The sequence below is a fragment of the Microbacterium sp. NPDC080220 genome, assembly GCF_040686395.1.
GTDB lineage: Bacteria > Actinomycetota > Actinomycetes > Actinomycetales > Microbacteriaceae > Microbacterium > Microbacterium gawkjiense.
The window spans coordinates 353,733-379,764 of record NZ_JBFBOP010000003.1 but is presented as its reverse complement, the minus strand read 5'-3'; the positions used below and the strand labels follow the sequence as shown (position 1 = coordinate 379,764).

At 70.9% G+C, this 26,032-nt stretch carries 28 protein-coding genes and 1 pseudogene; 13 read left to right on the top strand and 16 right to left on the bottom strand.

All coding sequences use genetic code 11. From position 1 onward, the window contains the following. Nucleotides 1-11 precede the first annotated feature (11 nt). From AB0P29_RS07710 to AB0P29_RS07700, 3 genes are all read left to right on the top strand, one after another. The gene (locus AB0P29_RS07710; RefSeq protein WP_363379280.1) at nucleotides 12-569 is read left to right on the top strand and encodes a WHG domain-containing protein; all 558 of its coding nucleotides are present in this window, start codon (nucleotides 12-14) and stop codon (nucleotides 567-569) included. Beyond that, on the top strand, nucleotides 566-1,687 hold the full coding sequence (locus AB0P29_RS07705; RefSeq protein WP_363379279.1) for a GDSL-type esterase/lipase family protein: 1,122 nt from the start codon (nucleotides 566-568) through the stop codon (nucleotides 1,685-1,687). The genes AB0P29_RS07710 and AB0P29_RS07705 overlap by 4 nt, the downstream gene beginning before the upstream one ends. A 165-nt stretch (nucleotides 1,688-1,852) precedes the next feature. Then, the gene (locus AB0P29_RS07700) at nucleotides 1,853-1,993 is read left to right on the top strand and encodes a hypothetical protein (RefSeq protein WP_363379278.1); all 141 of its coding nucleotides are present in this window, start codon (nucleotides 1,853-1,855) and stop codon (nucleotides 1,991-1,993) included. A 7-nt stretch (nucleotides 1,994-2,000) separates the two neighbouring features. On the opposite strand, the gene AB0P29_RS07695 is transcribed toward AB0P29_RS07700, so the two are convergent. The 3 genes from AB0P29_RS07695 to AB0P29_RS07685 are packed head-to-tail and all read right to left on the bottom strand — an operon-like array spanning nucleotide 2,001 to nucleotide 3,973. Next, nucleotides 2,001-2,897 (bottom strand): hypothetical protein, encoded by an 897-nt coding sequence (locus tag AB0P29_RS07695; protein WP_363379277.1) that lies wholly within the window; start codon nucleotides 2,895-2,897, stop codon nucleotides 2,001-2,003. 19 nt (nucleotides 2,898-2,916) lie between these two features. Then, nucleotides 2,917-3,453, bottom strand: coding sequence for a hypothetical protein (locus AB0P29_RS07690; RefSeq protein ID WP_363379276.1), 537 nt, complete (start codon nucleotides 3,451-3,453; stop codon nucleotides 2,917-2,919). A 55-nt stretch (nucleotides 3,454-3,508) separates the two neighbouring features. Then, nucleotides 3,509-3,973, bottom strand: coding sequence for a hypothetical protein (locus AB0P29_RS07685; protein WP_363379275.1), 465 nt, complete (start codon nucleotides 3,971-3,973; stop codon nucleotides 3,509-3,511). Nucleotides 3,974-4,221: 248 nt separating this feature from the next. Between AB0P29_RS07685 and AB0P29_RS07680 the strand changes: the two genes are divergently transcribed. Continuing rightward, nucleotides 4,222-5,070, top strand: a complete 849-nt coding sequence (locus tag AB0P29_RS07680) for a DUF308 domain-containing protein (protein ID WP_363379274.1) — start codon at nucleotides 4,222-4,224, stop codon at nucleotides 5,068-5,070. A 217-nt stretch (nucleotides 5,071-5,287) separates the two neighbouring features. Beyond that, nucleotides 5,288-5,569, top strand: a complete 282-nt coding sequence (locus AB0P29_RS07675; protein ID WP_363379273.1) for a Fe-S cluster assembly protein HesB — start codon at nucleotides 5,288-5,290, stop codon at nucleotides 5,567-5,569. Between the two features lie 62 nt (nucleotides 5,570-5,631). Here the strand turns inward: AB0P29_RS07675 and AB0P29_RS07670 are convergent, their stop codons facing one another. Then, the gene (locus AB0P29_RS07670; RefSeq protein ID WP_253035857.1) at nucleotides 5,632-5,898 is read right to left on the bottom strand and encodes a hypothetical protein; all 267 of its coding nucleotides are present in this window, start codon (nucleotides 5,896-5,898) and stop codon (nucleotides 5,632-5,634) included. A gap of 125 nt (nucleotides 5,899-6,023) precedes the next feature. Then, entirely contained in the window at nucleotides 6,024-6,278 is a 255-nt protein-coding gene (locus tag AB0P29_RS07665) for a hypothetical protein (protein WP_311284177.1), read from the bottom strand. A gap of 132 nt (nucleotides 6,279-6,410) precedes the next feature. Here AB0P29_RS07665 and AB0P29_RS07660 point away from each other — a divergent pair, with 132 nt between their 5' ends. Together AB0P29_RS07660 and AB0P29_RS07655 are read left to right on the top strand one after the other, a co-directional pair. Further along, nucleotides 6,411-6,722 carry a hypothetical protein gene (locus AB0P29_RS07660; RefSeq protein ID WP_363379272.1) on the top strand — a complete coding sequence of 104 codons (312 nt, stop codon included), beginning with the start codon at nucleotides 6,411-6,413 and terminating at the stop codon, nucleotides 6,720-6,722. Between the two features lie 9 nt (nucleotides 6,723-6,731). Next, nucleotides 6,732-6,944: a hypothetical protein gene (locus AB0P29_RS07655; RefSeq protein WP_363379271.1), complete on the top strand. Its 213-nt coding sequence runs from the start codon at nucleotides 6,732-6,734 to the stop codon at nucleotides 6,942-6,944. 20 nt (nucleotides 6,945-6,964) lie between these two features. Here AB0P29_RS07655 and AB0P29_RS07650 read toward each other — a convergent pair whose 3' ends face one another. The 4 genes from AB0P29_RS07650 to AB0P29_RS07635 all read right to left on the bottom strand — a co-directional run bounded on the left by AB0P29_RS07650 (nucleotide 6,965) and on the right by AB0P29_RS07635 (nucleotide 13,737). Next, nucleotides 6,965-10,582 (bottom strand): error-prone DNA polymerase, encoded by a 3,618-nt coding sequence (locus AB0P29_RS07650; protein ID WP_363379270.1) that lies wholly within the window; start codon nucleotides 10,580-10,582, stop codon nucleotides 6,965-6,967. Next, nucleotides 10,582-12,165: a DNA polymerase Y family protein gene (locus tag AB0P29_RS07645; RefSeq protein WP_363379269.1), complete on the bottom strand. Its 1,584-nt coding sequence runs from the start codon at nucleotides 12,163-12,165 to the stop codon at nucleotides 10,582-10,584. Before AB0P29_RS07645 ends, AB0P29_RS07650 begins: the two co-directional genes overlap by 1 nt. Next, nucleotides 12,165-12,851, bottom strand: a complete 687-nt coding sequence (locus AB0P29_RS07640) for a hypothetical protein (protein WP_064002422.1) — start codon at nucleotides 12,849-12,851, stop codon at nucleotides 12,165-12,167. Before AB0P29_RS07640 ends, AB0P29_RS07645 begins: the two co-directional genes overlap by 1 nt. A gap of 190 nt (nucleotides 12,852-13,041) precedes the next feature. Continuing rightward, the gene (locus tag AB0P29_RS07635) at nucleotides 13,042-13,737 is read right to left on the bottom strand and encodes a helix-turn-helix domain-containing protein (RefSeq protein ID WP_253035777.1); all 696 of its coding nucleotides are present in this window, start codon (nucleotides 13,735-13,737) and stop codon (nucleotides 13,042-13,044) included. 156 nt (nucleotides 13,738-13,893) lie between these two features. Between AB0P29_RS07635 and cynS the strand changes: the two genes are divergently transcribed. After that, nucleotides 13,894-14,364, top strand: a complete 471-nt coding sequence (gene cynS / locus AB0P29_RS07630) for a cyanase (RefSeq protein WP_363379268.1) — start codon at nucleotides 13,894-13,896, stop codon at nucleotides 14,362-14,364. A gap of 21 nt (nucleotides 14,365-14,385) precedes the next feature. Here cynS and AB0P29_RS07625 read toward each other — a convergent pair. From AB0P29_RS07625 to AB0P29_RS07610, 4 genes and pseudogenes are all read right to left on the bottom strand, one after another. Then, nucleotides 14,386-14,811: pseudogene (locus AB0P29_RS07625) on the bottom strand (heavy metal translocating P-type ATPase); the annotation flags it as partial. 79 nt (nucleotides 14,812-14,890) lie between these two features. Beyond that, the gene (locus AB0P29_RS07620) at nucleotides 14,891-15,388 is read right to left on the bottom strand and encodes an HNH endonuclease (RefSeq protein WP_064001540.1); all 498 of its coding nucleotides are present in this window, start codon (nucleotides 15,386-15,388) and stop codon (nucleotides 14,891-14,893) included. A 305-nt stretch (nucleotides 15,389-15,693) separates the two neighbouring features. After that, on the bottom strand, nucleotides 15,694-16,566 hold the full coding sequence (locus AB0P29_RS07615; protein WP_363379267.1) for a M23 family metallopeptidase: 873 nt from the start codon (nucleotides 16,564-16,566) through the stop codon (nucleotides 15,694-15,696). A gap of 220 nt (nucleotides 16,567-16,786) precedes the next feature. After that, nucleotides 16,787-17,491: a metal-dependent transcriptional regulator gene (locus AB0P29_RS07610; RefSeq protein ID WP_311284185.1), complete on the bottom strand. Its 705-nt coding sequence runs from the start codon at nucleotides 17,489-17,491 to the stop codon at nucleotides 16,787-16,789. A gap of 108 nt (nucleotides 17,492-17,599) precedes the next feature. On the opposite strand from AB0P29_RS07610, the gene serC reads away from it, so the two are divergent. Then, on the top strand, nucleotides 17,600-18,718 hold the full coding sequence (serC, locus tag AB0P29_RS07605; RefSeq protein ID WP_363379266.1) for a phosphoserine transaminase: 1,119 nt from the start codon (nucleotides 17,600-17,602) through the stop codon (nucleotides 18,716-18,718). 72 nt (nucleotides 18,719-18,790) lie between these two features. Here serC and AB0P29_RS07600 read toward each other — a convergent pair whose 3' ends face one another. Continuing rightward, nucleotides 18,791-19,591 (bottom strand): DUF3027 domain-containing protein, encoded by an 801-nt coding sequence (locus tag AB0P29_RS07600; RefSeq protein WP_363379265.1) that lies wholly within the window; start codon nucleotides 19,589-19,591, stop codon nucleotides 18,791-18,793. Beyond that, the gene (locus AB0P29_RS07595) at nucleotides 19,575-19,958 is read right to left on the bottom strand and encodes a cold shock domain-containing protein (protein WP_064001536.1); all 384 of its coding nucleotides are present in this window, start codon (nucleotides 19,956-19,958) and stop codon (nucleotides 19,575-19,577) included. Before AB0P29_RS07595 ends, AB0P29_RS07600 begins: the two co-directional genes overlap by 17 nt. Nucleotides 19,959-20,064: 106 nt before the next feature. Between AB0P29_RS07595 and AB0P29_RS07590 the strand changes: the two genes are divergently transcribed. The 3 genes from AB0P29_RS07590 (at nucleotide 20,065) to AB0P29_RS07580 (ending at nucleotide 23,757) form a co-directional block, all read left to right on the top strand. After that, on the top strand, nucleotides 20,065-20,343 hold the full coding sequence (locus AB0P29_RS07590) for a multidrug ABC transporter ATPase (RefSeq protein WP_363379264.1): 279 nt from the start codon (nucleotides 20,065-20,067) through the stop codon (nucleotides 20,341-20,343). A 1-nt stretch (nucleotide 20,344) separates the two neighbouring features. Next, nucleotides 20,345-22,051, top strand: a complete 1,707-nt coding sequence (locus tag AB0P29_RS07585) for a helicase-associated domain-containing protein (protein ID WP_363379263.1) — start codon at nucleotides 20,345-20,347, stop codon at nucleotides 22,049-22,051. Nucleotides 22,052-22,113: 62 nt separating this feature from the next. Beyond that, the gene (locus AB0P29_RS07580; RefSeq protein WP_363379262.1) at nucleotides 22,114-23,757 is read left to right on the top strand and encodes a DNA repair helicase XPB; all 1,644 of its coding nucleotides are present in this window, start codon (nucleotides 22,114-22,116) and stop codon (nucleotides 23,755-23,757) included. A 19-nt stretch (nucleotides 23,758-23,776) separates the two neighbouring features. On the opposite strand, the gene AB0P29_RS07575 is transcribed toward AB0P29_RS07580, so the two are convergent. Further along, on the bottom strand, nucleotides 23,777-25,186 hold the full coding sequence (locus tag AB0P29_RS07575; protein ID WP_363379261.1) for a CPBP family glutamic-type intramembrane protease: 1,410 nt from the start codon (nucleotides 25,184-25,186) through the stop codon (nucleotides 23,777-23,779). Between the two features lie 99 nt (nucleotides 25,187-25,285). Between AB0P29_RS07575 and AB0P29_RS07570 the strand changes: the two genes are divergently transcribed. Beyond that, nucleotides 25,286-25,978, top strand: a complete 693-nt coding sequence (locus AB0P29_RS07570) for a response regulator transcription factor (RefSeq protein WP_036311868.1) — start codon at nucleotides 25,286-25,288, stop codon at nucleotides 25,976-25,978. Nucleotides 25,979-26,032: the final 54 nt, after the last annotated feature.

Sequence of the window (26,032 nt, the reverse complement as noted above, 5' to 3'; positions counted from 1 at the left end):
GTTAACTCTTCGTGCCCCGCGCGAACCTCTCCCCCGACGCTCTCACCCGGGCGGCGCTCGACCTCATCGACACCGACGGACCGGGCGCGCTCTCGATGTCGGCACTCGCCCGGAGCGTCGGCGTGCAGACCGCCAGCCTCTACGCGCACGTCCGCGACCTCGCCGCGCTCCGCAGCGCCGTCCAGGCCGCGATCTTCCACGAGCTCGCCGACACCATCGGCGACGCGGCCACCCTGCGCGCCCTCGCGAACGCGCAGCGCACCTACGCGCTCGCGCACCCGGCGCGCTGGGCGATGATCTCGCAGCCGGTCGAGCGCGACGAGATCACCGAGCCGGCGGCATCCCGCATCTCGGCGCTCGTCGTCGGCTCGCTCGGCGACTACGACCTGCCCGAAGGCGAGACCGTCCACGCGGTGCGCTTCGCGAGCGCCACCATCGCCGGCTACCTCGCCCTCGAATCCGCCTCGTCGTTCGCCCACCGCGACGAGGCCACCGACACCTCCTGGAGCCGCGCGCTCGACGCCCTCGACCGCGCCCTCCGCACCTGGACCACCAAGGACCCCTCATGATTGACATCACCCTCGACACCACGACCGTCCGCGGACTCGCCGAGCTCGAACCCACCGAGCGCGGCCTGCGCCCGCACCGCCTGCCCGCGTGGGTCCGCACCCAGTACCCCGAGCCGCAACTCCTCGGCGTCGAGGCGCAGCCCGCCGGCGCCCGCATCGCGGTGCGCACTGCGGCATCCCGCCTCGAGCTCGATCTGCACTCGACGCGCGCCACCCTGCGCGGACTCTCCCGCCCGCGCGGACGCGTCGACGTCCGCATCGACGGCGCCCTGCACGCCAGCGTCGAACTCGACGGCGGCGACACCGTCGACACCGATCCGGCCACCGGCATCCGCCAGCTCGTCGAAGGGCCCACCCAACGCATCACCGTCGACGGACTCGAGCCGCGCGACAAGCTCGTCGAGCTCTGGCTGCCGCACAACGAGACCATCGAGCTGCTCGCGCTGCGCGCCGATGCCCCCGCCTCGCCCGACACGACCGCGCGCCCGCGCTGGGTGCATCACGGCAGCTCGATCAGCCAGGGCTCCAACGCGACCGAACCGAGCTCCACGTGGGTCTCGCTCGCCGCCCGCCGTGCCGGACTCGACCTGCGCAACCTCGGCGTCGGCGGCAGCGCCCAGGTCGACCCGTTCATGGCCCGCGTCATCCGCGACACCCCCGCCGACGTCATCAGCGTCGCGCTCGGCATCAACGTCGTCAACGCCGACGCCATGCGGCTGCGCGCGTTCGTCCCGGCGGTGCACGGCTTCCTCGACACGATCCGCGACGGCCACCCCGACACGCCCCTGCACCTCATCACGCCGATCTGGTGCGGCATCCACGAAGACACCCCCGGCCCCGGCATCATCGAGCCCGAATCCTTCGCCACCGGCACGCTGCTCTTCGGCGCGGCCGGCACCCCCGGCGACACCGCGGGCGGACGCCTCACGCTCCGCGTCATCCGCGACGCCCTCGCCGACGTCCACGCCCACCGCGACGACCCGAACCTGCACCTCGTCGACGGCCTCGCCCTCTACGGCGAAGCGGATGCCGCCACCCACCCGCTCCCCGACCGGCTGCACCCGAGCCCCGAGGCGCACCGCCTCATCAGCGAGCGCTTCGCGGCGATCGCGTTCTGACCGTCAGCCGCTGCCGAATCACCGCTCGCGTGCCGAATCACCACCCGAATGCGCACATCTCGCTGGTGACTCGGCAGCCGGATGGTGATTCGGCCGGAATGCCGGGAGCCGCGCGCCCGCGAGCGTCAGCCCTTGTACGCCGCGAGCTGCAGCAGGTTCCCGACGGTGTCGCTGAACACGGCGGGCTCGGGCTCCTACCCGGCGGACGCCTCGCCGGCGACTCTGGTCGCGCAACTCGACGGACCGCTCGACGGTCGCTCGGTGGTCACCTTCGACGACCAGCCCGTCCCCGAGGTCGACTGCTGACGCCGCCTCACCCCACCGGATAGTCGACGTACGCGAACCGCGACCCGTCCGAGGTCCAGCTGTTCACGTTGATCGTCCCCTGCCCGCCGAACACCGTCGCGACGGTCTCGGGATGCCGCCAGCGACCGTTCCGCACGAGCCGCAGCTCGACCTCGAGATCGGCCGGGTGCCCCTGCGTCCCCGGCGGGAAGCTGATGTAGACCGCATCCCGGCCCGTCGGCGACGGGTGCGGAAACCAGTTCACGCGGTCGTCGAACGTCAGCTGCTCGAGCTGCGACCGGTCGCGGTGCATCCGCGCGATCTGGGCGTGCCCGGGCGTCTCGGAGAACTGCTCAGTGTTCAGGTAGATCCACGATCCATCCGGCGCCCACTCGCTGCCGTCGGCGACGTCACCCAGCGTCAGTGGAACATCGTCCGCTCCGTCGATCCGCGCCGTCCGCAGGTTCGCCGACAGCACCCGCCCGTCGTCGATCGACAGCGCCGTGTACGCGATCCACGCGGCATCCGGGCTCACCCCGTGCAGGAAGTGCATGAACGGGTCGTCCGGATCCGTGATCCGCACACCCTCTCCCCCGGCGCGCGGCGCACGGTAGATCTGGCCGTCATTCGCCGACAGCAGGATGTCGGCCGTCCCCGGCACCAGCACGTGATCGTTGTTGATCGGTGGGATGCCGGTGAGCGGCACTTCGCTGAGGTCGCCACCGTCGGCATCCGCTTCGAGCGACCACAGCTTTCCCGCGCCGTTCAGCAGCAGACCCTCCGGCGCCCAGTTCGGCGCCTCGAGCAGGATCTCGTCGGTCTCGAACACGATGCGATCTGTGCCCGTGACGACGTCGTAGACGTGCACGCGGCAGCGCTGCCCGTCGAGGGCGAAGTCGCGCGGCGGAAAAACGGTGATGGCCATGCCTCACCGTATCCGGCGGTCAGCGGTCCTCGTCGAACCCCTCGTTCTCGGTGCGCATCTGCTCTATATGCGCCTTCGTCAGCTGATCCTCCGGCGTCTGCTGCACGACAGACCACTCCGGGTCGTCGGCAGAACCGCCCAGGACGCACTCCTGGTAGTACTGCCCGAACTCGTTCTCGGCGAGGATCGTCACGTACCACTGCGGGTCGATCGTCCGCTCGTACGCCGTCGGACCCCCGACCTGCGTGTCGCCCGCGCCCAACCCGTTCCGCTGCTCGGCGGCGCACAGCTCCCCCGCCTGCGCGGCGCTCATGCCGGCGGCATCCGGGTCGGTGCCGGTCGGCGGCTCGACGGGACGCGTCGCCGGCGGACCGTTCGGCGTCGGGGTCGCGCTCGGCGACGGCGACGCGGCGGGCGTTACCGACGGCGACGGCGATGACGCGGTCGGCGCCGGAGAGGACACGGATGCCGTGGGGGTCGGCACGGGCTCGGGGGCGCACCCCGCGAGCAGCAGCACCGCGACGGCGGCGAGCGCACCGGTACACGCGCCGGCCACCGGCATCCTCATCCGCCCCATCGTTGCCTCCCCGAGAGATCGAGGCTCCAGTGTCTCACCGGAGGTCGTCGGGCGTCTGATTCTCCTCGCGCGCGTTGAACCAGCCGAGCCACCCCGTCTCGGTCTGGACGACCTCGTACGGCTCGCATGCGAACACCTCCGTCGGCAGCGGCTCGCCGAGCTCGCCGTAACGGTCATCGAACGGCAGCGCCAGACGCTCCTTCTTCTCGCAGCCCTCCGGAGCGCTACCGCCCTCGACGGCGATGACGGAATTGGTCTCGTCGTTCGTGGCGGTGTTCTTGATCTTCGTGGCATCGGCCGGGATCCACTCCGGCATGGCGACCCCGACCCAGCCCTTCTCAGCGGCCGCGCGGTCGTCGAACTCCTCAGAGTGCACCTTCTCGAGCACGTCCATCGGGTTGCAGGCGGCGAGAGTCAGGGCGAGGAGCGGTGCGACGAGGCCGGCGGCAGCGGCGAGACGAAGACGACGGGACGACGAGGATGCAGTGAGGTGGGACATGACTCCAGCCAAGCCGTTGCGCCGCCGCGCGGAATCGGCCCGCGTGATGATCCGCGTACGCCGGGCGGATGATCCCGGGCGTCAGCCGGTGGCTGTCGGTCGCAGCCGTACATCGTGCTGTTCCTGTGACAAACGTGTGTCTTCTCTAAGAGATAGATTAAAGATTCATATGGCACGCGGGGCGAATGGGGACTTGGTCCGCACCCGACCCGCCGTGCTGCTTCACCGCACCACCCTGGGGGTTCTTCATGACCACTACTCCGCCGCCGTATCAGGGCGCGCCCGCTCCGGCTCCGCAGCCGATTCAGCAGCCACCTGCCAAAAAAGGCCGCAACACAGTCGGCATCATCGCGCTCATCATCTCGGCAATCGGCTTCATCTTCGCTTGCATCCCGGGCGCTCTCATCGTCGGATGGGTCCTGCTGCCAGTCGGATTCATTCTCGGCATCGTCGGACTCTTCATGTCCGGAAAGCCCAAGTCGCAGGCGATCACCGCGGTGATCGTCTCGATCGTCGGCACGATCGTGGGTGTGATCGTCTTCATGACCGTGGTCGCTACCGCTTTCAACGACTCGTTCGGAGGCTCCGAGTCGTCCGTCGGCGACTCGACGGTCGTCGAGGAGACCGACGAGGAGCAGCCTGCGGACACCGAGGAAGCAGCTGGCGATGAGGTCGGAACCCGCGCCAACCCCGCACCACTCGGTGCTCCGATCGAGGGCGAGGACTGGACGGTCGTCGTCAATTCCGTCGATCTCGACGCCAACGAGGAGGTCGCCGCGGAGAACGAGTTCAACGAGCCCGCCGACGAGGGCACCGTCTACATCTCGGTCAACGTGACGATCACTTACACCGGCAATGACCCCGACGGACAGTCTCCCGCCTTCGTCGGGATCGACTACGTGACCGCAGATGGAGTCACCGTCGATGCATTCGAGAAGCTCGTGGTCGGTCCGGACGAGCTCGATTCCTTGAGCCCGCTCTACGAGGGAGCCTCGGCAACCGGCAACCGCACCATCCAGGTCCCCGCGCCTGCAGACGGCGTCCTCGCCGTCAGCCCGGGCATGATCGCGGACAAGATCTTCGTCGCGATCAAGTGACATCGCAGAAGTGGGCGGAGGCCGGGGCTGTTGCCTCGGCCTCCGCCCACTTTCATCTGAACTCAGTTCTGCGCGGTTCAGATGACGCCCGCAGTTCGCTCCCGCGAACCTCCGTAAACCGTGTGAGTGCCGGGGCAAGGTGTGTCAGCGGTTGCAGGACGAGTTGATTCTCGGAATCGTGGCCGACTCACGCCCGCAATCCACGGAAGGGAGCATCATGCTCACTCTCACCGAGAACGCCAGCAGCGCCGTCAAGAACCTCGCCTCGCAGATCCCCACCGAGACCGGTGGACTCCGTATCGCCGAGGCTGCCGACCCGCAGAACGGGTACGCCCTCTCCCTCGCCGCCGCTCCCGAAGAAGGCGACACCGTCGTCGAGAGCGACGGCGCGCGAGTGTTCGTCGACCAGGCGGCCAGCGTCGCGCTCGACGACCGCATCCTCGACGCCCGCGTGCAGGAGGACGGCGCCGTCGGCTTCGCCCTCGCGCAGGCCGTCTGAGCCAGAACTTCCCGAGAGCCCCGGACCGATCGGTTCGGGGCTCTCGTGCGTCAGGGCCGGGGTCAGAACGAGGCGCCGATGCGCTTGCGGAGTCTTCGCAGATCCACGGATGCCGGGATCGTCCATTCCCCGGCGCCGCCGTCGAACTCGACGCGCACCACGTGCGCGCGCTGGTCGATGTCGTCGAGATAGGAGATCCGCAGCGCCTGCGATGAGACCGCGACGCCCGTCAGCTCGAGCTCGCCGAGCGTGATGGTGCGGTGATCGACGATCGCTTCCGCCGAGATCTCCTCGCCGCGCGCCATCCCGTCCGCCGCGCCGTCGATCAACCGGAAGCGACCGTGATGAAGCGCGGGCCCCGGAGAGCCTCGCGCACTCCCACGACCGCCTCGCCGAGGAACTCGAGCACATCAGCCAGCATCCGCCGATCCTCGCACCGATCGGCGTCAGCTCGTCACGCCATGCGGTCGACGCGCGCTTTCGCCTTCGCCGGGCGGGCGATCGCCTGCACACTCGCGACGATGCAGGCGCCGCTCGTCGCGAGGAGCACGACGGCTCCGATCAGCATCAGGACACCCAGCACGATCACGGGCATCGGGTTGGTGATGAACAGCACCCCGAGGATCGCGAAGCCCGCCGCGACGACGAGGAACACGAGGCTGATGAAGATCGCGATGAACGCGCCCGAGCCCATCTGCTTCCGCTGCATCGCTGCGTTCCTTTGTGCCTGGTTCGACATGGTGGCCTCCGACCCTCGATCGTCACCTCACGGTACGGGCGCGGGACGACGCGATCCCAGGGGTTGCAATCTCGGCAGGAACACTCCTGAGGTGATGGACGCGTGCGCCCCTCCCGTCCCTCCCGCGTCGCTCGCGGCGAAGCCGCCGCATCCCTCGCCACGTGGGCCGCACTCCTCTCGCACGTCGCCGCCGGCGGCGCGATGCCGGGCTGGCTCGGTGTCGCGGTGCCGCTCGTGCTCTCGTTCGCTTTCTGCACCGCCCTCGCGGGACGCCACCTGTCGGTCGTCCGGCTCGCCGTCGCGGTGACCGCGAGTCAGCTGCTCTTCCACACGGGCACGATGTTCGGCCTCGCCAACCAGATCGTCATGCTGCTGCTGGCCGTCGGCATCGCCGGCATGGTGCTGCTCGGCTAAGTGATGTGGGTGAAGCGCCGCCCGACCAAGACCGCACGGGTCGGGATGCCGCCCCGCCGCGGTGTGCTCGACGGCGCCCCCTGGTGGGGCGTCACCGCCGTCGTCGTCGGCGGGGTGCTGATCGGTCTCGCGCTGCCGCTCGTCGGCTGGACGCTCGCCGCGTTCGTCGTGGTCGACGTCACGGTCGACGCGGTGCAGCGGCGGCGCGCGGCCGCCGCGTGAGGCGCGGGGTGCGGCGCCGGTCACCGGAAGTCCCGGGACCGGTGCTGCACCCCGACCCGCAGATCCTCGAACGCGTCGGCGACGAGGTTCGTCACCCCCTCCGGCGAGCGCTCGAGCATGCCGCGAGCGATGAGGGCGGGACTGTCGCGCAGAATGCGGCGGTACCTGTTCCACACCCCGACCGAGCAGATCACGTTCATCACGCCGTGCTCGTCCTCGAGGTTGAGGAACGTGATGCCGGATGCCGTCGCCGGCCGCTGCCGGTGCGTCACCAGACCCGCGACCTCGATGCGCCGACCGACCTCGTGCTCGCGCATGCCGCGTGAGGTGATCACCCCGCGCGCGTCGAGCTGCAACCGGTAGTGGGTCAGCGGATGGTCGTCGGCCGACACGCCCGTCGCCCACAGGTCCGCGGCGAGCACGTCGTAGCTCGACTGGTCGGGGAACAGCGGCGGCTGCACCGACACGAGCGATCCCTCGAGGAACTCCTGCCGGTCCTGCGCGGCATCCCCCGCCAACCAGATGCCCTCGCGCCGCGTGATCCCGAGGCTTTCGAACGCGCCCGCCGTCGCGAGCGCCTCGAGCTGCGCCGCCGTCGCGCCGGTGCGACGCACAAGGTCACGCAGGTCCCGGTACGGACCGGATGCCTCCCGCTCCGCGACGATCTTCGTCGCCAACGGCACGCCGATGCCCGTGATCGAGGCGAGCCCCAGCCGCACCGCGAAGTTGCCGTCCCGCCGATGCGCCGCCGAGTCGTCCGGCAGCGACCGGTCGAACTCCGGCACCGGCGGCTGGATGCGGTCGGTGCACGAGTCCCGGCCCGTCGGCGGGCAGCGGCCCTCGGCATCGGAGCCGTCGCCCGGGCCGGCACCCCCGGCATCCCGCCCTTCGGCATCCCGGCCTTCGAGCGGAGATCTGCGCTCCCGAGGAGGAATCCCGCCCGAAACATCCTCGTGACGGCCGACCTCCGCGGCAAGGCCGATCTCCGCGGCACGGCCGACCTCCGCGGCAAGGCCGGTCCCCGCGCGACGGCCGACCTCCGCTCCAGCCTCGTCCCCGTCCACCGGCTCGAGCCCCGCGTCCACCCCCGACGCGTGCAGATCCGGGCGGCGCACCTCCACCCCGTGCCGGCGGGCGTCGGCGGTGAGGGTCGCGGGCGAGTAGAAGCCCATCGGCTGCGCGCGCAGGAGTGCGGCGAGGAACGCCGCCGGATAGTGCAGCTTCAGCCACGACGACGCGTACACGAGCAGCCCGAACGACAGCGAATGGCTCTCGGCGAACCCGAAGTTCGCGAACGCCTGGATCTTCACGTAGATGTCGTCAGCTGCCTTGCCGGTCAGGCCGTTGCGCGCCATCCCCTCGTACAGCTTCTTCTTCAGCGAGTCGATCCGCTCGATCCCGCGCTTCGACCCCATCGCGCGGCGCAGCAGGTCGGCATCCTCCCCCGACAGATCCCCCACGGCCATGCCCATCTGCATGAGCTGCTCCTGGAACACCGGGATGCCGAGCGTTCGCTCGAGCACCGGCTTCAGCTTCGGGTGCGCGTAGGTGATCTTCTCGTCGCCGAGCTTGCGCCGCACGAACGGGTGCACCGCGCCACCCTGGATCGGTCCCGGCCGGATGAGCGCAATCTCGACCACGAGGTCGTAGAACTTCCGCGGCTGCAGGCGGGGCAACAGCCCCATCTGCGCGCGCGACTCGACCTGGAACACGCCGATCGAATCGGCGCGGCACAGCATGTCGTAGACCGCGGCCTCCTCCTTGGGCATCGTGTCGAGCGACCAGGTCTCCCCCGTCGCCGCCTGGATCATGTCGAAGCAGTACTGCAGGGCGGCGAGCATCCCGAGCCCCAGCAGGTCGAACTTCACGAGCCCCATCCACGCCGCGTCGTCCTTGTCCCACTGGATGACGGTGCGGTTCTCCATGCGCGCGTGCTCGATCGGCACGACCTCACCGACCGGACGGTCCGTCAGGACCATGCCGCCGGAGTGGATGCCGAGATGCCGCGGCGTCTTCAACAGCTCCCCCGCATACTCGATCACCCGCTCCGGGATGTCGTGATCGGGCGGGGTGTCGAGCACCGCCCCCCAGCGCTCGACCTGCTTCGACCAGGCATCCTGCTGCCCCGGCGAATGCCCCAGCGCCTTCGCCATGTCGCGGACCGCGTTCTTCGGCCGGTACTGGATGACGTTCGCGACCTGCGCCGCCCGCTCGCGTCCGTAGGTCTCGTAGACCCACTGGATGATCTCCTCGCGCCGATCCGAGTCGAAGTCGACGTCGATGTCGGGCTCCTCGTCGCGCAGCGCCGACAGGAACCGTTCGAACGGCAGATCGTAGAAGATCGAGTCGATCGCCGTGATGTCGAGCAGGTAGCAGACGGCACTGTTCGCGGCGGATCCCCGCCCCTGGCAGAGGATGCCGCGGCGCCGCGCCTCTTGCACGATGCCGTGCACGATGAGGAAGTACCCCGGGAAGTCCTTCTGCTCGATGACGCCGAGTTCCTTCTCGATGCGCGCACGGTTCGCGTCGGTGGCATCCGGGTACTTGCGGGGAACCGCCTCCCATACGAGGTGCCGCAGCCACGTCATCGGCGTGTGCCCCTCGGGGACCTGCATCTTCGGCAGTGCGGGCTTCGCGCGGCGCAACGGGAACGCGAGCTCGTCGGCGAGCACGACGGTGCGCTCGACCGCTCCCGGATAGCGCCGGAACCGCCGCGCCATCTCGGCGCCCGACCGCAGGTGCGCGCTCGCATGCGAGGGCAGCCAGCCGTCGAGCTCGTCGAGCCCGCGGTTCGCCCGCACCGCCGCGACCGCCGCCGCGAGGTGCACTTTCTCGGGCACGGCGTAGTGCACGTTGTTCGTCGCGACGACCGGCAGCCCGCGCTCGGCGGCGAGGGCGGCGAGTACGTCGTTGTCGCGCGAGTCCGTCGGCGCCCCCTGGTCGATGAGCTCGACGTCGACCCGCTCGGGCCCGAACAGGTCGACGAGTCGGTCGAGCTCGTACGCCGCGGCGGCCGGCCCGTCGGCGGCGAGCGCCTGCCGGACGGCGCCCTTGCGGCATCCGGTCAACACCTGCCAGTGCCCGCCCGCCCGGTCGGCGAGGTCGTGCAGGTCGTACACCGGGCGCCCCTTCTCACCTCCCGACAGCTGCGCGTGCGTGATGGCGGCGGCGAGCCGGTGGTACCCCTCTTCGCCCCGAGCGAGCACCAGCAGGTGCGTGCCGTGCGGATCGGGCTCGCCGTTCTGCGGACCGGGCAGCCCCAGCGACAGCTCGGCACCGAACACGGTCTGCAGCTGCAGGTGCTCGGCCGCCTCGGCGAACCGGACGATGCCGTAGAACCCGTCGTGGTCGGTGATCGCGAGAGCGTGCAGCCCGAGCCGCTCCGCCTCCTCGACGAGGTCCTCGGGCGAGGATGCCCCGTCGAGGAACGAGAACGACGAGTGCGCGTGCAGCTCGGCGTAGGGCACGGCATTCCGCGGCCGCTCGATCTCGGGCGCGCGGTACTTCCCTCGCTTGTGCGACCACGCCGGACTGTCGCCGCCGTCGGTGCCCGCCGGCGCCCCCTCGGGCCGGCGCCGGTCGCTGAGGATCCGCTCCATCTCCGACCACGACACCGACGGGTTGTTGCCCCAGCCCATCAGTCGTACCTGCCCTCGGCGTGCCAGACACCCTCTTCGCACACGAGCAGCCACGCCGTCTGCGCCTCGTCGACGACCTGGAACCGGTGCGCGCGACGGGCGCGGGCGGCATCCCACCCCCGCTCCATGACGGGCCACGGTCCCGCCCACGAGGCGATGCGACGCGGATGCCGGGGCCTGCGCGCCCCCGACGCGTCCGGCGCCCCGGGGAGGATCAGCGCGACCGGTTCGGCCGTCAGCTCGCCGCGGCCGTCGACGGCGACCATGTCGTCGTCGCGGTCGATGACGGCGACCGGCACCGGCTCGGGGAACACCGTCGCCGGCAGCGGATCGGGCAGGCTCCCCGGCCACGGCCGTGCCCGCTCGGCGATCACGGCACGGTCCCCCCACGGCACGAGCACCTGCCGCTCGGCGAGCCAGCGCCCGCCGCCGACCTGCGGGGTCACGACGCCGGTGTGCCCGAGCATCGCCTGCACGCGCGAGAGCGCCGAGTGCACGCGCTCCTCCGGCCCCGAGCCGAACAGCCCCTTCACGTGATGGGATGCCGCGTCCACCTTCTCGGGCGCGATCCGCACCTTCGCGACGGCGCTCTTGAGACCGCGCTCGGCGAGCTGCCAGCGCACCCGGTCGACGACGGCCGCCGCATCGAACGCGCCCGGATGCAGCCACACCCGCTCGCTGTGGTCGCCGCGGTCGCCTGTCAGCGCGACCCGGAGCTCCGTGCAGACGAGGTCGACGGCGCCGAGCCCCGAGATGAACTGCTCCGCCGCGAGCCGGATGCCGAAGGCGACCTGGTCGGCGATCTCGAGCGGCGGCTCGAAGCTCACCTCGCGCTCGAGCTCGGGCGGGGGTGTGCGCGGCTGCACGGGCTGCGAATCGAGCCCCGACGCGAGCGCATGCAACCGCGCCCCACGGGGACCGAGCCGTTCGACGAGCCGCTGCGGCGGCAGCGCGGCGAGCTGACCGAGGGTGTGGATGCCGAGACGCGCGAACAGGCTCGCGATGCCCTCGTCCTCGAGCGCCGACACCGGCAGCGGGGACAGGAACCCGGCCGCGCCGCCTGGCGGCACGATCCGCAGCGGAGTGTCGGCGCCGGTCGCCCGCGCCGCCTGTTCCGCCGTGAACGGACCGTCGCCCACGCCAGCACGCACGTCGAGCACGCCGAGCTCGGCGAGCGCGCCGGTCAGCGCCGTCGCCGCGCCCGCCTCGCCGCCGTAGAAGCGGGCCGGACCCTTCACCCGCAGCGCGCACAGCCCCGGTTCGCGCAGCTGCACCCCCGGCGCGATCTCCTCGAGCCGGGCGATGAGCGGCGCGAACGTACGGTGGTCGCGCGCGTCGTCGGCGTCGACCACCTGCAGCTGCGGGCACCGCGCCTGCGCGTCGCGGCGCCGCATCCCCCGTCGCACCCCGTCGCCGCGCGCGGCGGGCGACGTCGCCGCGACCATCCCCTTGGCGAAGACGGCGATCGGCTGCGCGGCGTCGGCGAGGCCCTCGCGGGCGAGCGCGACGACCGGCCAGTCCGGCACCCACACGACGAGGCTGCGGACCGGCTCGGTGCCGGTGTCGACGAGCGCGGGATCCATCAGCTCACCGCCCGCATCGGCAGGTCGACCACGGGGGCGACGGGCTGCGCGCGCACCGCGATCGCGCCGTCGGGGGCGGGCAGCAGCATCCGCGACGACCGCGGCACCGGAAAGCGCCGGCTCGTCACCGTGACGGTCAGTTCGCGCCCCTCGAGCACGCCGTACCCATCGCCGAGCCCCGACCACCGGGCATCCGTCACGTCGATCATCGCCTCGGTCTGCGGCCACGGCCCCTGCACGAGCAGCACGACCCCCCGCTCGCGCATGCGGGCCGCGAGACGTGAGATCTCGGCATCCTTCGCTCTGCTCGGCGGCCGCACTGCGACGACCGGCAGCACGTCGGCGATCGTCGCGGTCACCGCGAGCCAGCGCGGCCCAGGCTCCGGGATCAGCACGAGGTGCGAGAGGTCGACCCCCGCCTTCTCGGCTGCTTCGGCGCCGAACCCCGGCATCCCGACGACTCCGCACCAGCTGCCGGTCTGCGACGGCTGCGCGAGCAGACCGAACAGCAGCGACATCGAACCGCCGATCGCATACGACGAACCGGGGCGCAGTCCCCCGCCCGGCAGCAGCTCGGCCAGTGCAGGATGGGTGGGAAGGGGCGGCGCATCGAGCTTGCGCCCCTGGATCTCTGCCATCTGCGCACGCAGCCGCTGCACCTCTTGGGCAGTGGCGGTGTTTCGCACGATGGATCTCACCTCGACATGGTAGAAGCTTTGTTCGAGTGACTCAAGCGGTCGAGTTCGAAGATACGCACGGCCTCCGACATCGATCGCCCCCGGTGCCGAGACTGCCTGACGCGCGCGAGACACCGTCCCGTCTCAGGCGCGTCATGCCGTCTCGCGCCGGCCTCCCGCCTCGAGCGGATGCCGCGGCTCAGCGCGCGGCGCGCGCGAACGCACCGGGCGCCACGCCGAAGCGGCGACGGAACGCGCGCGCGAAGGTGTCGGCATCCCGGAAACCCGCGCCGTACGCGGCGGCGGCGACCGGCATCCCCTCGCGCAGCAGCTCCCGCGCCGACGCGAGGCGGTGCTCGCGGATGAGCGTCGCCGGACTCTCCCCTACGCGCCCGAGAACGGCCTGCACGGTGCGCACCGAGACGTGCGCGTCGCGGGCCAGAACGTCGACGCCGAACTCCGGGTCCCGGTGACGCGCCGCGATCCGCGCACGCAGAGCGGACGCCGACGGCACACCCCGCCCGACGGGCACGCCCGGCTGCGGGGCGAACGAGAGCAGGCGATGCTCCGGCAGAGGCAGGTCCGCCACCCGCCACGCGACGTCGACCGGCCGCCCCGCACGGGTCACGAAGACCTCGACCCCGTGCGGATCACCGCCCGAGGACGACGCATGGACGATGGGGCACTCGTGGGCGGGATAGGCAGAGCCGTCGGGCCGACGGGCGTGCAGCATCTCGTGGCTCGACCCACCGACGAGCGTGCGCGCATCGTCGTAGCCGAGCAGGCGCCCGGCGGCGGCGTTGACGTGCGCCACCGCCCCGCCGGGACCGATCACCCACAGCGGCTGCGCGACGGCATCCACCACCGCGTGCATCCACCGGTCCAAGGCCGCCATGCGCCCACGCTAGGCAGCGCGCTTTGCCTCGGCGGGTCGCGCGCGTGGCGACCGTGTTACACGTGCGCGGAATGCCGGCATCCGTGCGCGATCTTCCTGCTTCCCGCGCCGTTCGAGCTGGTCGAGTGGGGGACGACCCCGACGAGAGGAACCCTCATGACGCTCACCCCGCTCCTCAGCAAGCAGGCCGCCGGCGCCGTCATCGACGAGCTCCGCCGCAAGGCCGGGCTCTCGTGGGACGCCGTGAGCGAGCTCATCGGCCGGCCACCGGTCTGGACAGCGGCCGCCGTCCTCGGCATGCACGCCCTCACCGAGACGGAAGCCGAACGCCTCGGCGCCGCGCTCGGTCTCGACGCGGCTCACGTCGACGCGCTGACGCGCCAACCCAACCGTGCTGCGGAGGCCGACCTGTCGAGCGACCCCACGATCTACCGCCTCCACGAACTTGTGCAGGTCTACGGACCGGCCCTGAAGGCCCTCATCCACGACCGCTTCGGCGACGGCATCATGAGCGCCATCAACTGCAGCATCTCGCTCGACCGGGTCCCCCACCCCGACGGCGACCGCGTCGTCATCACGATCGACGGCAAGTTCCTGCCGTACGCGTGGGTCGCCTCCGGGGAGTGAGCCCCGCCCTCACACCTCGCGGAGCAGCATGATGACGATGAGGAGCGCGAGCTCCCACCAGAACTCGAGTTCGTGGTGCAGGATGCCGAGACTCGCCCCCCACGACGCGAGGAACGCCACGGTGATCGCGAGGGCGATGAGGAGCATCATGCCCGGCGAGCGGCGTCGCAGCTCGGCGACCGCACCGGTGAGGAACGGCCGGCCGCCCCACACGAACATCACGGTTCCGAGGACGGGGGCGACCCACCGCATCCACCCCGGCACCTCGTACCCGAGGATCATCGCGAACATCGGCGAGGCCGCGACCACCGGAACCGCGATCAGCAGGTTGATCCAGAACAGCCGCCGGAACTGCCCGACGTGGTCGCCGTGCCCGCCGTGCATGTCATGGCCCTGATGCCCGGAGTGGACATCGTGGCCCGCGCGTATGTCGTGCTCCGCGTGCATGTCGCTCCTCTCGCTTATACCCCCTAGGGGTATAAGCGAGAGGAGCGCGACCCGTCCACGAGTATTCCGACCGAACCGCCTACGCGGCGAGCGCCAGGTACGGCTCCCAGGCCGGATCGGTGCGCTCGGTGCCGCGCACGCGCCAGCCGGCGCCGCGCGGGGCCGATGGCGTCCACCGCAGCTCCCAGTGCATCTCCTGGGGCGTCCGGTCGCCCTTCACGTTGTTGCACCGCAAGCACGCGGCGACGAGGTTCTCCCACGAGTCCGCTCCCCCGCGCGACCGCGGCAGCACGTGGTCGATCGTCGTCGCGCTCTTGCCGCAGTAGGCGCACCGGTTGCCGTCGCGCCGCAGCACCCCGCGGCGCGTGACGGGCACGCGACGCCCGGCGGGGATCCGCACGTAGCGGGTCAGCACGATGACGGCGGGGCGGTCGTACACGTCTCGGGTCCCCCAGACGGGATCCTCCTCGACGCGCTCGATGATGGTGGCCTTCTCCGTCATGACGAGCACGAGCGCTCGTTTGAAGGAGACGACGGCCAGGGGTTCGTAACCTGCGTTCAGCACCAGGGTGCGCATGGGGTGTCCTCTCGAACTGCCGTGACGGCTTCAGCGGCCTTCCGTTGCGTCGACGCGGCACGGGTCGAGAGGGGTGCGGGCACGAAAAAAGGCGCTGTCATGATGACAGCGCCTTCATCGCACGACCGACGTCGTGGCAATCGTGCACACGATGCCGCAGCACATGCCGACCTAGCGCATTCCGGTTGCGAATGCGGAGTTGGATGTCCATGCGGCTCCCCTCGGCTCGAACGAGCGTCGGGGTCAGGGTAATACACCCAGGGATACCCGAGGGCGAACAGCAGACGAACGGATGCCGTGTGTCGTCAGCCCGCGTTGGCCTGCAGCCAGGACTCGGCGTTCGTGTATCCGCCGTTCACGCGGATCTCGAGGTGCAGGTGGGTGCCGTTGGCGCGGCCGCTGTCGCCGACCTGACCGATCAGCTGCCCGGCCGAGACCTTCTCACCGACCGAGACGCGACGCGTGCCCCAGTCCATGTGCGCGTAGAGCGAGGTGACGCTCGTGCCGCCGATGTTGTGGGCGATCTTCACGTACACACCCCACCCCGGTCCGGACTCGGACGAGGCGACCACGGTGCCGTCGGCGACCGCGTAGATCGGCTCGCCGCGACCGACCATGTAGTCGGTTCCCTTGTGACCGGCGTACGGACGGCCGAAGTTGTTGAAGTTAGCGAGCGGGCGACGTACGGTGCCCGATCCCGGAGCGACGAGCGGCACCGAGGACGAGAAGCTCGACGACCGCGAGCTGGAGCTCGACGCGCTGGATGCCGCGGCGAGGCGCGCGGCGAGAGCAGCCTTGGCCGCCTCTTCCGCTGCCTTCTTCGCCTTGGCGGCCGCGATCTCCTCGGGCGTCGTGGCGGAGTAGCCGCCGCGCTCGAGCGTCTCGGGGCTGCCCTCCGAGGCGACGACGAACGACTGCGCGTCGTCGGCGGAGATCTGCTGCAGCGTGCGCGCCTCGGCGACGTCACCGCGGTCGGCCGCCGCGAAGGCGGGGATGGCCACGGTGGCGACCATGCCGGCGACGGCGGCGACGGTCACGAAGCTGCGGACGGGGTGCGGGCGGGTGGCGGTCGAACGGGTCGCGGGCGCTTTCGCGGCGACGCGGCGGCTCAGACGACCTTTGCGGGGGGCCGTCGACGCCTCAGAAATCTCGTTCGACGGGTGGAACTCTTCAGCCAAGCTGTCCTCCGGCGCCTCCGCATCCCTGCTGGCAGGATGCTGGCTCGTCGGCACTCAGTGTCGGGCACAGATGTACGGGGCACTTCGCGAATGACGAGCCGGAGAGGCAACTCGCGGAGCGGTCCGTGGCGGGCTTCTCGCCGATGGACTCTCCGAGGCTACCCGAAGGTAACGAATATGTCACGCTCCCGCCCCCGAACCGAGGGCCGGTGACGACGGCTCAGATCTCGCGGACGTCCACGAGGAAGATGTGGGAGGCGACCTCGACGGGCAGCTCGAGGGCCTCGTCGACACCGTCCATCTCGACGAGGACGTACCCCTCGTTGAAGCGGAAGGTGCCCGTGCGTCCGGGGACGACACCCGCGTCACGCAGCTGCGCGAGCAGTTCGGGATCGACCTGGATCGGCTCCGCCAAACGCCGCACGCTGCCGGTGATCGGGCCACCGGCATCCGTCAGTCGGCGGACCAGACCCACGACACCGCTGTCGAATGCGTTCGCCGGGACGTCGCCCAGCTGGTCGAGTCCCGGGATCGGGTTGCCGTACGGGGACTCGGTCGGGTGATCGAGCAGCTCGATGAGGCGACGCTCGACGAGCTCGCTCATGACGTGCTCCCAGCGGCACGCCTCTTCGTGGACGTAGGCCCAGTCGAGACCGATGACGTCCGAGAGCAGCCGCTCGGCGAGGCGGTGCTTGCGCATGACGTCGACGGCCTTCTGACGCCCCGGGTCGGTGAGCTCGAGCTTGCGATCCTCCGACACGACGACGAGACCGTCGCGTTCCATGCGCCCGATCGTCTGCGACACCGTGGGACCCGAGTGCCCGAGGCGCTCCGAGATGCGTGCGCGGAGCGGCGTGATGCCCTCCTCCTCGAGTTCGAGGATGGTGCGCAGATACATCTCGGTGGTGTCGATGAGGTCGGTCATCAGTGGCCTTTTCGCGCGGGAGACAGTGCGTTCCCAGCCTATCCGGCATCCGCTCACGGGGCGTCACGCGGCCGGGGCGCCGGGGGCTCTCGCCCTAGACTTCTCGGCATGGCGACTGTGACCCTGCCCCCCGAGTTCCTGCCCGTCGACGGACGCTTCGGCTGCGGCCCGTCCAAGGTCCGTGCCGAGCAGCTCGAGGCGCTCGTCACGCAGGGAGCGTCGCTGTTCGGGACGTCGCACCGCCAGGCCCCCGTGAAGGACCTCGTCGGTCGCACGCGCTCCGGTCTCGCCGAGCTCCTCCGCCTGCCCGACGGCTACGAGATCATCCTCGGCAACGGCGGCTCGACGGCGTTCTGGGATGCCGCCGCCTTCGGCCTCATCGAGAAGCGCGCCCAGAACCTCGTCTTCGGCGAGTTCGGCGGCAAGTTCGCCGCGGCCGCGGCCGCCCCGTGGCTCGAGGCCCCCGACGTCCGCAAGGCGGAGCCCGGCACGAGCGTCGCCCCGGAGGCGGCCGAGGGTGTCGACGTCTACGCCTGGCCGCACAACGAGACGTCGACCGGCGTCGCGACCGCGATCACCCGCGTGCACGGCGACGCCGGCGCCCTGACGGTCGTCGACGCGACGAGCGCCGCCGGCGGCATCGACTTCGACGTCACCGAGACCGACGTCTACTACTTCGCGCCGCAGAAGAACCTCGGCTCCGACGGCGGCCTCTGGTACGCCGCGGTGTCGCCTGCCGCCATCGAGCGGATCGAGCGGGTCGCGGCATCCGGTCGGTACATCCCGGAGTTCCTGAGCCTCAAGAACGCGCTCGACAACTCGCGCCTGCAGCAGACGCTCAACACCCCCGCCATCGCGACGCTGCAGCTGCTCGACACGCAGCTGCAGTGGATCAACGGGAACGGCGGTCTCGCGTGGGCGGGCGCCCGCACCGCGGAGTCGTCGGGTGCGCTGTACGAGTGGGCGGATGCCGCCTCGTTCGCGACCCCGTTCGTCCAGAACCCCGCCGACCGCTCCCCCGTCGTCGTCACGATCGACTTCGACGAGGCGGTGGATGCCGCGGCGATCGCGAAGAGCCTGCGCGCCAACGGCATCGTCGACACCGAGCCGTACCGCAAGCTCGGCCGCAACCAGTTGCGCGTCGCGACCTTTGTCTCGATCGAGCCGTCCGATGTGCGGACGCTCATCCAGGCGATCGACTACACGGTCGAGCACCTCGCCGACTGACCCGGCTGTACGACGGCGGCCCCGAGGAGCGATTCCCCGGGGCCGCCGTCGTGTGACAGTGGATGCCGCGCGTCAGTACTCGCGCAGCGACTCCCCCGACTCGTCGTCCTCGTCGTCCTCGTCCTCGTCGTCCTCGTCGTCGTCGTCCGACTCAGCGTCGTCTTCGTCATCCGGCTCAGCGTCGTCGTCAGCCGTCTGCTCGGTGTCGTCGAGCTCGTCGATGTCGACGCCGTCGACGTCTCCGGCGTGCAGGATCGGCGACCCGTCGCTGTCGAAGTCGGCCGCATCGAGGTCGTCGGCGTCCTCCGCGTCGTCCTCGTCCTCATCGGAGGCGTTGTCGTCCTCGTCGTCCTCGGACTCGTCGTCCTCACCCGCCGCGGCCTGCGCCGCCTGGTACTCGGCCAGACGCTCGGCCCACGGCAGCCACTCGGGAGCGAGCAGCGCGCCGTCACCGGGAAGCAACTCGACTTCGAGCACGGTCGGCTCGGCGCCCTCGACGACCGCCACGCTGACGGTCCAGAACCACCCGGGATAGCCGTCCATCCGATTGGCGAACCGCAGCGAGACGACCCCGCCGTCCTCGACGACGTAGCCGGCGGCCTCGCCGATCGTCGACTCCGGAGTCACCTCGCGCAGCGCTGCGCGAGCGAGGTCGTGCGCGTGAAACAGCCGCTCGTCGACGACGATCGGCTCGTCCGGAGCGGACTCCGGCTCTTCGACCGCCGCAGGCTCCGCCGCTTCAGGCTGCTCCGCCTCGGCAGGCTGCTCCGCCTCGGCGGCCTGCTCGGCCTCGGCGGCCTGCTCGGCCTCGGCGGCCTGCTCGGCCTCCGCGGGCAGCTCCGCCTCTGAAGGCTGCTCAGGCATCGAGGTCATCGGCAACCTTGCGCAGGATCGCCGCGACCTTCTTGCCGTGCGACGTGCTCGGGTAGCGGCCGTGACGCAGGTCGCCGCCGATCCCGTCCAGGAGCTTCACAAGGTCCTCGACGATCACGGCCATGTCGTCGGCCTTCGGACGGTTGCGCTTGCTGAGGCTGACGGGTGCGTCGAGCACACGGACCGCGAGCGCCTGCAGGCCGCGGCGGCCGTCGGCGACGCCGAACTCCAGGCGCGTGCCGGGCTTCATCGTGGTGGTCCCGGCGGGGAGCGCCGTCGCGTGCAGGAAGACGTCCTGACCGTCGTCGTCGGTGATGAAGCCGAATCCCTTCGCCTCGTCGTAGAACCTGACCTTGCCGGTGGGCATGTGTCGAAACCTCGCTGCTCGAGCCCGCGTGCGGGCATGGAAAAGTGGGACCGTCTCAGCCCCACGACCAGACTACGGCACCCCGGCGAGCCGCTACTCTGATCGGATGAGCACTCCGCCCTCGGCCGGCGATCTTCCCGTCCGTCGCATCGACCGCATCCTGGCGTTCATGTCCCTCGGGCTGCTGGTGCTCTCGGTCGTCTGCTTCTTCTCGATCATCATCGCGTCCGGTCCGGGCGGCCTCGAGCAGGCCGACTTCGCGACCGGGTTCTGGCCCGTCGTGACGCTGATCGTCTACGTCGCGCCGCCGATCGCCTTCGCGCTGCTGCTGACCCTGCTGATCATGACCTTCGTGCGACGGGGACGGGCCAACAAGGGTCGTTGACGTGACCGCATCCGACGCTCGTGCTCTCGCGACCCGCCTCGCGACACTCGATCCGGACGCCCTCGCCGCCCTCTTCGACGCCCGCCACGTCTCCCCCCGCACCTCCTGGACCGACTTCTTCGACGCCGCTGACGCCCTGCTCGATCCCGCGCAGCTGACCCGCGCACTGGCGGAGGTCTCCGACGTCGACGCCGCCGCCGTGCGCGCGGCCGTGCGAAACGGCGTGGCCGTCTCCCCCGCCGTCCGGGACGGCCTGGTGGGCCGCGCGCTCGTCGACGACGCCGGACGCCCCTATGAGGCGGTCGCAGCGGCGCTCGCCTCGGCGACGCCCGTCACCGCGCCGACGGTCTTCGACGGCGGAGCGGAATCGGATGCCGCGAGTGCCGAGCGCGCCTTCGACGCCGTGGCCTCGCTCGCCGACATCCTGCACGCCGCCTCGCGCAGCCCGCTCGGACGCATCGGTTCGGGGGCGCTCAGCGCCGGCGACCGGCGCCGCCTCGTCGAAATCGGAGCCGCGCACACGTCGGAGGATGCCGACACCCTCGTCGCGATCGCCGCGCACGCGGGACTGCTGTCGGGCGCGGAGCGGACCTGGACGGTCTCCGACGCGGGGACGCGGTGGCTCGGCACGCGCACGCTCGAGCGCTGGCTCGACGTCGCCCACCGCCTGCGCGACCGACTCCCCCGCGCGCTCCGCACGCCCGACGGCGGATGGAGACCCGCCGCCGAGTGGCCCGGTGCCCATCCGTTCGACCCGGCGTGGCCCGATCGCGTCGGCCACCTCGCCGCCATGCTCACGCAGTGGGCCATGACCGCCCCCGACGGCACGCCGCCCACCTGGGCCGCGGGACTCGCTGCCGGAGCGGATGCCGACGCCGGCACCCTGCGCTCCCTCCTCCCCCACGAGGTCGACAAGGTCTACCTCCAGAACGACCTGACGGCTATCGCCCCCGGTCCGCTCGAGCCCCGACTCGACCAGCGCCTGCGGACGACGGCGCGGCGCGAATCGCGTGCGCAGGCGGCGACGTACCGGTTCACGGCCGAGACGATCGGCGCCGCCTTCGCCGCCGGCGAGACCGCGGCATCCCTCACCGCCTTCCTCACCGACCTGTCGCTCACGGGCGTGCCGCAGCCGCTGGCCTACGAGATCGAGCGCGCCGCCGCGCGTCACGGTCGGCTGCGCGTCGGACCGGACCAGCAGGGGTACACGCGGGTCTCGGGCGATCCCGACCTCCTGGAGGCGATAGGCGTCGACCAGGCGCTGCGTCCGCTCGGACTCGTGCTCGATGGCGACGACCTCGTCACGCGCACGAGCCCCGAGACGACCTACTGGATGCTCGCGGACGCCCGCTATCCCGTGCTCGCCGTGAATGCCGACGGCGCCCCGCGTGCGCTCGGCCGGCACGAAGCGGTCGAGGACGCCGCACCCGAACCACCGGCATCCGAGCGGTACCGCACCCTCATCGAGACGCTCCGGGCGAGTCTGTCGGACGACGCGGATGCCGCCTGGCTGGAACGCGAGCTCGACCAGGCCGTCCGCACCCGCGCGACGATCGAGATCACGGTGCGCATGCCGGACGGCTCCTCGCGCGACGTGACGCTCGAGGCGGCGGGTCTCGGCGGCGGACGCCTGCGCGGCCGCGACCGCGCCGCCGACGTCGAACGCACCCTCCCGCTGTCGAGCATCGTGAGCGTGCGCCCGGCCTGACCGGTCCCGCACCGTGGCCGGTCGGGCCGGGGCGACCGGCAGGGCCGGTAGACTCGTCCGTTATGGCTGACGGCCCCCTCATCGTCCAGAGCGACCGCACCGTGCTGCTCGAAGTGGCGCATCCCGACGCGGAGAACGCGCGGCACGAACTCGCGATCTTCGCCGAGCTCGAACGCGCCCCCGAGCACATCCACACCTACCGCGTGACGCGGCTGGGCCTGTGGAACGCCCGCGCCGCAGGCCACGACGCCGAGGACATGCTGGCGACCCTCGAGCGGTGGGCGAAGTTCCCCGTGCCGCCGTCGGTCTCCATCGACATCCGCGAGACGGTCGGCCGCTACGGGCGCCTGATCATCGAGCGCGACGACGAGGGCACCCTCATCCTGCGCTCGACCGACAAGGCCGTGCTCGCCGAGATCGCGCGGAACCGCCGCATCCAGCCGCTCCTCATCGCGCACCCGACGCCCGACACCTATGTCATCGACGCGTGGGCGCGCGGCCAGATCAAGCAGGAGCTGCTGAAGATCGGCTGGCCGGCCGAGGACCACGCCGGGTTCACGCCCGGCACCCCGCACGAGATCGAGCTGCACGAGGACGGCTGGACGCTGCGCCCGTACCAGCGCAAGGCCGTCGACATGTTCAGCGAGGGCGGATCGGGTGTCGTCGTACTCCCCTGCGGGGCGGGCAAGACGCTCGTCGGCGCCGCGGCGATGGCCGACACGAAGACGACGACCCTCATCCTCGTGACGAACACCGTCAGCGCCCGGCAGTGGCGCGACGAGCTGCTCAAGCGCACCTCACTCACACCCGAGGAGATCGGCGAGTACTCCGGCCAGTCCAAGGAGGTCAAGCCCGTCACGATCGCGACGTACCAGATCCTGACGGCGAAGCGGAAGGGCGAGTACGCCCACCTCGCGCTCCTCGACGCGCTCGACTGGGGTCTCATCGTGTACGACGAGGTGCACCTGCTGCCCGCCCCCGTGTTCAAGCTGACCGCCGACCTGCAGGCACGGCGGCGACTCGGCCTCACCGCGACACTGGTGCGCGAGGACGGCCGCGAGGGCGACGTATTCAGCCTCATCGGGCCCAAGCGGTTCGACGCCCCGTGGAAGGAGATCGAGGCGCAGGGCTTCATCTCGCCCGCGGTCTGCTACGAGGTGCGCATCGACCTGCCGGCATCCGATCGCCTCGAGTACGCGGCCTCCGCCGACGACGAGCGGTACCGCCTCGCGGCGACCGCGCACGCCAAGATCGACGTCGTCCGCGACCTCGTCGCCAAGCACCAGGGCGAGCAGATCCTCGTCATCGGGCAGTACCTCGACCAGATCGACGTGCTGTCCGAGGAACTCGGCGCACCCAAGATCACCGGCTCGACGCCCGTCGACGAGCGCGAAGAGCTGTTCGACGCGTTCCGGCACGCCCGCATCCCGGTGCTCGTCGTCTCGAAGGTCGCGAACTTCTCGATCGACCTGCCGGACGCCTCCGTCGCGATCCAGGTGTCGGGTTCGTTCGGGTCGCGTCAGGAGGAGGCGCAGCGCCTCGGGCGCCTCCTGCGTCCGAAGTCGAACGGGCACAAGGCGAGCTTCTACACGCTCATCGCCCGCGACACCGTCGACCAGGACTTCGCGCAGAACCGCCAGCGGTTCCTCGCCGAGCAGGGCTACAGCTACACGATCCTCGACGCCGACGACCTCCGCGCCGCCTGAGCGACGCGGAGGTTCGGCGTCAGTCCGACGATGAGGACGATCCGGATGCCCCGCCGTCGCCCGACGGGCCGCTGGTGTCCGACGACGAGCCCCGGTCCGAGGCGGTCGGCGTCGGGTCCGGGCTCGGCGCGGAGGCGGGGGCGGGCGCATACTCGCCCCATCGCGGGGCCTGGTGAGGCTCGAGCGGCGGCCCGGAGTACGGCTCGGCCGGCGGCGTCGGCTGCGGCTCGGGGACGAGAGGCGGCTGACCGTACACGGGAGGCTGCCCGTACACCGGCGGCTGCCCGTACACCGGCGGCTGCCCGTACACCGGCGGCTGCCCGTACACAGGCGGCTGCCCGTACACAGGCGGCTGGCCGTACATCGGCGGCTGGCCGTACACCGGCTGCTGCCCATACATCGGCGGCTGGCCGTACACAGGCTGCTGTCCGTAGATCGGCTGACCGTAGACCGGCGGAGCGTAGACAGGCTCGGGTGCGGGTGTCAGACGCAGCGTGCGACGACCGTCGCCGCGGCGCCACAGCCACTCCACGACCCCGACGTAGATGCCGATCATCACGAGTGACGACACCAGGCCGAGCACGGTCGTGTCGGTCGCGTTCGCGTCGCTGAGGCCGAAGACCGAGAACCCGAACGCGACGATGTTGTTGATCACGTGCAGCGCGATGGCCGCCTCGAGTCCCCCGGTCCGCCAGGTCAGCCAGCCCGCCGCGACGGCGAACGCGGCCACGCTCGTCTGCCCCAGCACGTCATACACGTGCCCGAAGACGAACAGCGGCACGGGCAGGAGAATCGCCCAGGCAGGATGCCGCAGCCAGCGCCCGACCGTCTGCATGAGGTAGCCACGGAAGACGTATTCCTCGGCGGTCGCCTGGAACGGGACGAGCAGCAGCACGACCAGGAGCGACGCGACGAACGACGGGTTGTCCTGCGGCGCGACCAGGTCACCGCTCGAGCCCTCCTCGACGGGGATCAGGAAGGTCAGCGCCGACACCACGATGTAGACCACGACGGCGGCACCGGTGCACACCAGCATCCATCGCCACCGCAGTCGACCCGCGACCGACGAGATGTGGCCGATCCGCTTGCCCGCGACGATCCACGAGGCGAAAAGGTACGACGGCCAGAGGATGGCGAGCGAGAGGAGGATGACCGCGAGCCCCACCGGATCGGTGACGTCCATGACCGTGAGCCGTCGCAGCATCACCTCGGCCCCGGCGCCGGGGTCCGCAGCGAACACGAGGATCCCGAAGACCAGCCCGATCAGGAGCGAGCCGACGAGGAAGAAGACGACACCGAGGATGCCGGTGACGAGCGGCACCCACCAGCCGCGGCGCTGGCGCGCGAAGACGAGCCGGTGGAATGCGAGACCGGAACCGGTCGCGTCGGCGGGAAGGGGCTGGGGAGGTCGGGGCTGCGAAACAGTCACCGTTCCATCCTGTCCCACGCCGGGCGGGGATCGTACCCTGAGGCGACCCGACGCCGGAATGTCCAGCAAACCGATGGATTCCGGTGCCAGTATGGGCTCATGACCGCTGCGCGAATCCTCGTCGTCGACGACGAGCCGAACATCCGGGACCTGCTGGTCACGAGTCTTCGGTTCGCCGGATACCAGGTCCGCGCCGTCGCGAACGGCGCCCAGACCATCTCGGCCGTCCTCGAGGAAGAACCCGACCTCATCATCCTCGACGTCATGCTGCCCGACATGAACGGGTTCAGCGTCACCAAGCGCCTCCGCGGCGCGGGCTACACCGCCCCCATCCTCTTCCTCACCGCGAAGGATGCGACCGAGGACAAGATCGAGGGCCTCAACTCCGGCGGCGACGACTACGTCACCAAGCCCTTCAGCCTCGACGAGATCGTCGCCCGCATCCAGGCGATCCTGCGCCGCACGATGCAGGCCGACGAGGACTCGATCATCAAGGCCGGCGAGATCACGATGGACCAGGACACGCACGACGTCCAGGTCGGCGACGTCTCGATCGACCTGTCCCCCACCGAATTCAAGCTGCTGCGCTACCTGATGCTCAACCCGAACCGGGTGCTGAGCAAGGCGCAGATCCTCGACCATGTGTGGGAGTACGACTTCAACGGCGACGCCGGCATCGTCGAGAGCTACATCTCCTACCTGCGCCGCAAGATCGACCCGCACTCCTCCGAGCCGCTCATCCAGACCAAGCGCGGTTTCGGATACATGCTGAAGGCCGACCGCACCGCCTGAACGGAGGCGCCCCCTGGGCCCGACCGAGAAGCAGGACCGCGTCACCCGGTGGTG